The organism is Mesorhizobium sp. M7A.F.Ca.CA.003.01.2.1 (assembly GCF_003998945.1).
Lineage (GTDB): Bacteria > Pseudomonadota > Alphaproteobacteria > Rhizobiales > Rhizobiaceae > Mesorhizobium > Mesorhizobium ciceri.
In genome coordinates, this window is the sequence record NZ_RZRA01000117.1 from 1 (window position 1) to 8,486 (window position 8,486).

Below are 8,486 nucleotides of genomic sequence, written 5' to 3' on the forward strand. Positions count from 1 at the left end.
GCCACCCGATCCCCGCCAAGATGCTGGAAAGCGCCGACGCGCCGGATGCGTCTTTTTCACCACGGCGCAAAACGGCAAGCGCCGTCGCAAACAGCGCAAGGGTGGAAGCGCTGTTTCGCTAGTGATACACCTCGCGCGCCGGGACCGACTGAACGCCGGCCGCCATTCGCGAAGCCTTTTTGGGGCGAGGTTGGGACGTTGAAGAAATATTCGGTATTCGCCATCGCCCGTGAAGCCATGCGCGGCCACAAGGGCTGGGAAGAACAGTGGTCCTCGCCTGAGCCCAGGAAAGAATACGACGTCATCATCGTCGGCGCCGGCGGCCATGGCCTGGCCACCGCCTATTACCTCGCCACGGTTCACGGCATCACCAATGTCGCGGTGCTGGAAAGGGGCTGGCTCGGCGGCGGCAACACAGGCCGCAACACCACCATCATCCGCTCCAACTATCTCTATGACGAGAGCGCCGGCATCTACGACCATGCACTGAAGCTGTGGGATGGGCTGAGCCAGGAGCTCAACTACAACGTCATGTATTCGGCGCGCGGCGTCATGATGCTCGCGCACAATGTGCACGACGTGCAGGTGCTGAAGCGCCACGTGCACGCCAACCGGCTGAACGGTATCGACAATGAGTGGCTGACGCCGGAGCAGGCGAAGGAATTCTGCCCGCCGCTCAACACCTCCAGGGATGCGCGCTATCCGGTGGTCGGTGCGGCGCTGCAGCGGCGCGGCGGCACGGCGCGCCACGATGCGGTTGCCTGGGGCTATGCGCGCGGCGCCTCGGCGCGCGGCGTCCATATCATTCAGAATTGCGAGGTCACCGGGGTCAAGCGGGCGGCCAATGGCGCGGTTTTGGGCGTCGACACGACGCGCGGCTTCATCGGTGCCAAGAAGGTCGGCGTCGTTGCCGCCGGCCATTCCTCAGTGATCATGAACATGGCCGGCGTGCGCATGCCGCTGGAGAGTTATCCATTGCAGGCGCTGGTGTCGGAACCGGTCAAGCCGGTGGTGCCCTGCGTGGTCATGTCGAACACGGTGCACGCCTATATCTCGCAGTCCGACAAGGGCGAGCTGGTGATCGGCGCCGGCACCGACCAGTATGTCTCCTATTCGCAGACCGGCGGCCTGCACATATTGCAGCACACGCTGGACGCCATCTGCGAGATGTTCCCGATCTTCACGCGCATGAAGATGCTGCGCTCGTGGGGCGGCATCGTCGACGTCACGCCCGACCGCTCGCCGATCCTGGCCAAGACGCCGGTGCCCGGGCTTTATGTCAATTGTGGCTGGGGCACGGGCGGCTTCAAGGCGACGCCGGGCTCGGGCCATGTCTTTGCCCACACCATCGCCAAAGACGATCCGCATCCGATCAATGCGCCCTTCACCATCGAGCGCTTCCGCACCGGCCGGCTCATCGACGAGGCGGCGGCGGCGGCGGTGGCGCACTGATGATGGCTGGGATGGCTGTCGCGATGCCGCTGATTCTGGCGGGGGAACACGTGCTGGCGGGGGAACGGGGCATGTTCCATTTTCCGTCGGCTGACGAAGTGCGCACGCAACCGATCAGCCGCACCGGCAACGAGACCGTCTGGCCGTTTTCGGTCGACGACGGCACGCTGGCCTGCGTCTGGAGCGGCGGCCAGCGGGTGGTGATGTTCTTCGAGGGACGTCCCGAAGGGCTTGACGAAGACGAGACATTCCAGCCGCGTCAAGTCATCGTCACCACCGATCCGATGCAACTCACTCTCGGCAACATGGCGTCGCGCGATCTGTTTCGTCCCGCTGCAAGCGTGGAGGAACGCATCCGGCTCGTCGCGCCGTTCGCGACCCTGGGACAGAAGCTTTGCGATCAACCGGCGGGCGCCCGCGTCGGCCACGGCGAATTGTAGGAACGAACAAATGCTTCTCATCCGCTGCCCCTATTGCGAGGAAGAGCGTCCGGAACTCGAGTTCCGCAACGCCGGCGAGGCGCATATCGCGCGCTCGGCCAATATGGCCGGCGAGAGCGACGACGATTTCGAAAAGTTCTTCTTCATCCGCTCCAACCCCAAGGGCATCATCTATGAGCGGTGGCGGCACATGCATGGCTGCGCGCGTTTCTTCAACGCCGTGCGCGACACCGTCACCGACAGGTTCGTCATGACCTACAAGGCCGGCGAACCCAAACCCTCCAAGCTGCCAGGAGTTGGCAAATGAGCGGCGCGTCGTACCGCATTTCCGGCGCCGGCCGCTTCAGCCAAGCCAAGACCGCGCGTTTCAGCTTCGATGGCCAGTCCTATGCCGGCATCGAGGGCGACACGCTGGCCTCGGCGCTGCTCGCCAATGGCGTCCATCTGGTCGGCCGTTCGTTCAAGTACCACCGTCCGCGCGGCATCCTGTCGGCGGGCGCCGAGGAGCCGAACGCGCTGGTCGAAATCAGGCGCGACGCGGCACGCAAGACGCCGAACGTGCGCGCGACTGTGCAGGAGCTTTATGACGGGCTCGAGGCGCAGTCGCAGAACCGCTGGCCGTCGCTGTCCTTCGACGTCGGTGCGGTCAACGACATCGCGTCGCCGATGTTTTCGGCCGGCTTCTACTACAAGACCTTCATGTGGCCGAAGGCGGCATGGAAGAGCCTGTACGAGCCCAAGATCCGCGCCGCGGCCGGTCTTGGAGTTTCCCCGGACCAGCCCGATCCCGACCATTATTCGTCACGCTATGCGCATTGCGACGTGCTGGTGCTGGGCGGCGGTGCGGCGGGCATCGCTGCGGCATTGGCAGCGGCGGAGACCGGCGTGCGGGTCATCCTCGCCGACGAGCAGGCCGAGTTCGGCGGCAGCCTGCGTTTCGAGAGCGGCGCGAAAATCGACGGCCAGGACGGCTTTGCCTGGGCGCAAGCTGCCGTGGCGAAGCTCGCCGCGATGGACAATGTCCGCGTGCTCCCGCGCACGACGGCGTTTGGCTATTACGCGCAGAATTTCGTCGGCCTGGTCGAGCGTGTCAGCGATCATCTGAAGGCTCCCGGCCACGATCTGGCGCGCGAGCGGCTGTGGCAAGTCAGGGCCAAGCGCGTGGTGCTGGCCTCGGGCGCCATCGAGCGCCACATGGTGTTCGCCGACAACGACCGCCCGGGCATCATGCTGGCGGGTGCCGCGCGCACCTATCTCAACCACTATGGCGTCGCGGTCGGCAGGAATGTCGGCGTCTACACCGCCAATGATTCCGCCTATGCAGCGGCGATCGACCTGAAGAAGGCCGGCGTCAACGTGGCGGCGATCGTCGATCTGCGCGACAATCCGACCGGACCGGTGATCGACGAGGCGAGGGCGCTCGGCATCGAGGTCAATTTCGGCCGCGCGGTGATCCGCGCCGGCGGCAAGCTGCGCGTTTCCTCGATGACGGTGCAGCCGAAGAATGGCGGCGGCGAACGCATCATTCCAGTCGACGCGATCCTGATGTCGGCCGGCTGGACGCCGTCGGTGCATCTGTTCTCGCAGTCGCGCGGCAAGGTCGCCTTCAACGACGAGACCAAGCGCTTCGTGCCGGGCACCTATGCGCAGGATTGTGTCTCTGTCGGCGCCTGCAATGGTACCGACGGCCTATCGGCGACGGTCGACGAGGCCTATGCCGCGGGCGCCAAAGCGGCCAGGGATGCGGGCGCGAAAACCGCCAAGGGTACGAAGCCGAAGGTCGACACCTCGGAGAGCTGGTCGCGCGGCATGCTGGGTGCGGCTCCTGGCGCCGGGCCGGACACCACGGTGAAGGCGTTTGTCGACTTCCAGAACGACGTCACCGCCAAGGATATCCGCCAGGCGGTGCACGAAGGCATGCGCTCGATCGAGCACGTCAAGCGCTTCACCACCAACGGCATGGCCACCGATCAGGGCAAGACCTCCAACATGCACGGCCTGGCGATTGCCGCCGAGATGCTGGGAAAGCCGATCCCGGAGGTCGGCCTGACCACGTTCCGGGCGCCCTATACGCCGGTGACCTTCGGCGCCATCGTCAGCCATGCGCGCGGGCCGCTGTTCGACCCGACGCGTAAAACGGCGATCCATCCCTGGGCCGAGGCGCAAGGCGCGGTGTTCGAGGATGTCGGCCAGTGGAAGCGCGCCTGGTATTTCCCCAAGGCGGGCGAGGACATGCATGCTGCTGTCGACCGCGAATGCGTCGCCGTGCGCAAGACTGCCGGCCTGTTCGATGCCTCGACACTGGGCAAGATCGAAGTGGTCGGGCCGGATGCGGCCAAATTCATGGAGCTGCTCTACACCAACCCTTGGGAGAAGCTGGAACCCGGCCGCTGCCGCTATGGCATCATGCTGCGCGAGGACGGTTTCATCTATGATGACGGCGTCGTCGGCAGGCTGGCGCCCGACCGTTTCCATGTGACGACGACGACCGGCGGCGCGCCGCGTGTCATGAACCACATGGAGGACTATCTCCAGACCGAGTTCCCGCATCTCAATGTCTGGCTGACCTCGATCACCGAACAATGGGCTGTCATCGCCGTGCAGGGACCAAAATCCCGCGACATCATCGCGTCGCTGGTCGAAGGCATCGACATGTCGGACGAGGCGCTGCCGCATATGTCGGTGCGCGAAGGCAAGATCTGCGGCGTGCCGACGAGGTTGTTCCGCATGTCGTTCACCGGCGAGCGGGGCTTCGAGGTCAACGTGCCTGCCGACTATGGCCAGGCGGTCTGGGAAGCGCTTTGGGCCGAAGGCCAGAAGCATGGCGCCGCCGCCTACGGCACCGAGGCGATGCACGTGCTGCGCGCCGAAAAGGGCTACATCATCGTCGGCCAGGACACTGACGGCACGGTGACGCCGAACGATGCCGGTCTCGACTGGGCGGTCGGCAAGAAGAAGACCGACTTCGTCGGTATCAGGGGCATGGCGCGGCCCGACCTGGTCGCCAAGGGCCGCAAGCAACTGGTCGGCTTGAAAACGAAAGACCCAAAGGTGGTGCTGGAGGAAGGCGCGCAGATCGTCGCCGACCCCAAGCAGGCGATCCCGATGAAGATGATCGGTCACGTCACCTCGAGCTACTGGTCGGAAAATTGCGGCCGCTCGATCGCGCTGGCGCTGGTCGCCGGCGGCCGCGACCGGATGGGCGACACGCTCTACGTGCCGATGCCGAACGGGGTGATCGAAGTGGAGGTTACCGGCATGGTGTTCTTCGACGAGACGGGAGGGCGCCTCAATGGCTAAGGCCGCTGCAAGGAAGACGGCTCCGGCTGCATCGCCTTCGGTCGAGCGCCGTCCGGCGCTGGCTGGACGCAGCACCACTGCTGCCGCCGTCAAGGTCGAGGTGCTGCCGCCGGCCGAGCGCATTTCGCTGCGTGCGCCGGAGGCTTCGGCCGCAGCGCTTTCGAAGGCGCTCGGCGTGACCTTGCCGAAAAAGCCGAAGACATCCTCCTCGAAGGGCGGGCGCACCGCCTTGTGGCTCGGCCCCGACGAATGGCTTGTCATCGATGAAGCCGGCAACGATCCGCTGGCCGATTGCGCCGGGGTTGCCGCTTTGCACTCGGCGGTCGGCATCTCGCATCGCAACATCGCGATATCAGTGACGGGCGCGGGGGCAGCGGCGACGATCAATGCGGGCTGCCCGCAGGATCTGTCGCTCGACGCCTTCCCGGTGGGCGCGGCGTCGCGCACCATCCTGGGCAAGACCGAGATCGTGCTGTTGCGCACAGCCGCCGATGCCTTCCGGGTCGAATGCTGGCGTTCCTTCTCGGACTATGTCTTTACTTTCCTGTCCGAGGGATCGCGCGACGCGGCGGTCTGAACTCGGAACGTTTTGCAGGGCACGCTCGTTCTGCATCCGCACGCCGAGGGAGAAATGCCGATGCCGTCGAATTCCGCGCCGAAGTCGCCGGTCAAAAAGACATCGGCCGTCCGCTCGCTCGAACATGAGCGACATGAAGCCCCGAGCGCCGAAGAGGAACTCGAGGAAGGCCTCGAAGACACGTTCCCGGCCAGCGATCCGGTATCCATTACCGGAACCGCCATCCCCGGCGCACCGGCGAAACCGGGCAAGGCCAAGACCGTGCCGGGGCGCAAGAAGCGCAAGACCTAGTATTCCATCGGGCCAGATCGCATCGGACCTTCTCAATCTCCTTGGGCGTGCTATTTAAAGCGCTTTGGGAGATGAAAATGCCGACAAAAGCGATCGTTTGGGGCGAGAACGTCCACGAGCAGACCAATGAAGCCGTGCGCGAACTCTATCCCTTGGGGATGCACGGCACCATCGCCGCCGCGCTCAACCAGGACAAGGGCATCGAGGCGGCCACCGCCACCTTGCAGGAGCCCGAGCACGGCCTGAGCGAAAAGCGCCTGGCGGCCACCGACGTGCTTTTGTGGTGGGGCCACGCGGCGCATGGCGAGGTCAAGGACGAGATCGTCGAGCGGGTGCAGAAGCGGGTCTGGGAAGGGATGGGCCTGATCGTGCTCCATTCCGGCCACTACTCGAAGATCTTCAAGCGGCTGATGGGCACGCCCTGTTCGCTGAAATGGCGCGAGGCGGGCGAGCGCGAGCGCGTCTGGGCGATCAACCGCGGCCACCCGATCGCGCAAGGCATTGGCGAGTGCCTGGAGATCGGCGAGACCGAAATGTATGGCGAGCCGTTCGCGGTGCCGGAGCCGCTGGAGACGGTGTTCGTCTCCTGGTACGAGGGCGGCGAGGTGTTCCGGTCAGGGCTGACCTACCAGCGCGGCGCGGGACGGATCTTCTACTTCTCGCCCGGCCACGAAACCTATCCGATCTATCACAATGAGGGCGTGCAGCAGGTGCTGCGCAACGCCGTCCATTGGGCGCACAATCCGGCGCCGGCCTGGTCCGGCATCACCAATGCGCCGAACGTGCCGACGGATGCGGCCAAGGAGAAGATCGTGCAGAAGGGGCTGCGCCTGCATGCCGATGGCGACAAGGGCCTGAGCTGATTGGGGCGGCCTGAGCTGATCGGGCCTGAGTTGCCCAAGGCGTGAGTTGATTTTGGGGGCTTGGGGCTAATGCATCGAATTCTTCTGCTCGGCACCGGCGGTATCGCCGGGCATCATGTCGAGGAGTTTGCCGGGATTCCCGGCTGCAGCATCGTCGCCTGTGTCGACCAGGTGCCCGGTCGCGCTGCGGCGTTCGCCGCGGCCAGCAAGATCGGCGATTCTTTCGAGAGCCTGGAGGCGGCGATCGCCTGGGGCCAGTTCGATGCCGCCATCAACGCGACGCCGGATGGTGCCCATAGGGCGACGACGCTGGCGCTGCTCGGCGTAGGAAAACATGTGTTTTGCGAAAAGCCGCTGGCGCCGAATCATGCCGACGCACTTGCTATGACCGAAGCGGCCGAGGCTGCCGGGGTGATCAACATGGTCAACCTCACCTATCGCAACTCACCGGCGATCCACGAGGCGCGGCGCATGGTTCAGGCCGGCGAGATCGGCGCATTGCGCCATGTCGAGGCGAGCTACCGGCAAAGCTGGCTGGTCAGCAAATCATGGGGTGACTGGCGGGTCGAGGACAAATGGCTGTGGCGCTTGTCCAGCCGGCACGGTTCGACCGGCGTGCTGGGCGATGTCGGCATCCATATCCTGGATTTCGCCACCTATGGCGCCGGCCAGGATATCGTCAGCCTGCATGCCGATCTGGTGACGTTTCCGAAGGCCGAGGGCGAGCGCATCGGCGACTATGTGCTGGACGCCAATGACAGCGTGGCAATGACGGCGCGGCTCGATTGCGGCGCGCTCGCCACGATCGTGGCGAGCCGCTACATGACCGGTCACGCCAACGATCTGTCGCTGGCCCTGCACGGCACCCAGGGCGCCATCAAGGTCGAGACCGACGGCAAGGCATCGAGCCTGTCGGCCTGCCTCGGCGGGGATGTCGATCTTCAGCGCTGGCGGACTTTGGATCTGCCCAGTGTCAAGCGCAATGCGCGACGCTTTGCCGATGCGCTGGATGCAGGCCGGAATGGCGATCCGTCGTTCCGGCGCGCCGCCGACATGCAGAAGCTGATCGACGCAGCCTTTGAAAGTTCAGCGGCGAAGCTGCCGATTTCGGTCGCTTGAAGCTGGCCGACTTGTGCCGGCCAGACGTGATCTTTGCTGATATCAGAATGCGCTCGGCACAATCCACGGATTGATGCTGATGCCGAGCCGCGGGCCCTTGCCTTCAGCGGTGTTTTCCGTGGCACCCTTCTTCTCGACCGAACCGGTCGAAGCGCAATCGAGCTTCAGGTTGGTCTTGGTGTCAACGCAGGCCGCCACCGGCGCATGCTTGACCGGATGGGTGGTGTTGGCGGCGAAAGCCGAGCCCGAAAGTGCCAGCACGGCGGCGAGGGTGAGGAGTGTCTTTTTCATTGTCAGTCTCCGGTTTCCGGGTCGAATTCAATTCGTACCGACGGGTGAATTTTTCTCGTACATGTACGATAGACTGTACATATACGCCGTCGATTGGGAATTCAAGGGAAAACCGTACGCGTACGATAAATTTTTCGTTAACCAAGAAATCCC

Annotated in this window: 9 protein-coding genes; 8 read left to right on the top strand and 1 reads right to left on the bottom strand. The window is 64.7% G+C overall.

From position 1 onward, the window contains the following. Nucleotides 1–198 precede the first annotated feature (198 nt). The 8 genes from EN969_RS07495 (at nucleotide 199) to EN969_RS07530 (ending at nucleotide 8,042) form a co-directional block, all read left to right on the top strand. Nucleotides 199–1,452: a sarcosine oxidase subunit beta gene (locus EN969_RS07495; RefSeq protein WP_063168974.1), complete on the top strand. Its 1,254-nt coding sequence runs from the start codon at nucleotides 199–201 to the stop codon at nucleotides 1,450–1,452. Then, a complete protein-coding gene (locus EN969_RS07500; protein ID WP_013529657.1) occupies nucleotides 1,452–1,892 on the top strand; it encodes a hypothetical protein in 441 nt (146 codons plus the stop codon). The genes EN969_RS07495 and EN969_RS07500 overlap by 1 nt, the downstream gene beginning before the upstream one ends. 10 nt (nucleotides 1,893–1,902) lie before the next feature. Further along, nucleotides 1,903–2,199 carry a sarcosine oxidase subunit delta gene (locus tag EN969_RS07505; RefSeq protein ID WP_013529658.1) on the top strand — a complete coding sequence of 99 codons (297 nt, stop codon included), beginning with the start codon at nucleotides 1,903–1,905 and terminating at the stop codon, nucleotides 2,197–2,199. After that, complete coding sequence (locus tag EN969_RS07510) at nucleotides 2,196–5,192, top strand: sarcosine oxidase subunit alpha (RefSeq protein WP_063168973.1); 2,997 nt, start codon at nucleotides 2,196–2,198, stop codon at nucleotides 5,190–5,192. The genes EN969_RS07505 and EN969_RS07510 overlap by 4 nt, the downstream gene beginning before the upstream one ends. Then, complete coding sequence (locus EN969_RS07515) at nucleotides 5,185–5,769, top strand: sarcosine oxidase subunit gamma (protein WP_063168972.1); 585 nt, start codon at nucleotides 5,185–5,187, stop codon at nucleotides 5,767–5,769. The genes EN969_RS07510 and EN969_RS07515 overlap by 8 nt, the downstream gene beginning before the upstream one ends. Before the next feature lie 60 nt (nucleotides 5,770–5,829). Further along, entirely contained in the window at nucleotides 5,830–6,060 is a 231-nt protein-coding gene (locus EN969_RS07520) for a hypothetical protein (protein WP_024502775.1), read from the top strand. Nucleotides 6,061–6,137: 77 nt separating this feature from the next. Further along, nucleotides 6,138–6,923, top strand: coding sequence for a ThuA domain-containing protein (locus tag EN969_RS07525; protein WP_027161369.1), 786 nt, complete (start codon nucleotides 6,138–6,140; stop codon nucleotides 6,921–6,923). A gap of 69 nt (nucleotides 6,924–6,992) precedes the next feature. After that, nucleotides 6,993–8,042 (top strand): Gfo/Idh/MocA family oxidoreductase, encoded by a 1,050-nt coding sequence (locus tag EN969_RS07530; protein WP_063168971.1) that lies wholly within the window; start codon nucleotides 6,993–6,995, stop codon nucleotides 8,040–8,042. Nucleotides 8,043–8,084: 42 nt separating this feature from the next. Here EN969_RS07530 and EN969_RS07535 read toward each other — a convergent pair whose 3' ends face one another. Further along, complete coding sequence (locus EN969_RS07535) at nucleotides 8,085–8,333, bottom strand: DUF680 domain-containing protein (protein ID WP_013529664.1); 249 nt, start codon at nucleotides 8,331–8,333, stop codon at nucleotides 8,085–8,087. Nucleotides 8,334–8,486: the final 153 nt, after the last annotated feature.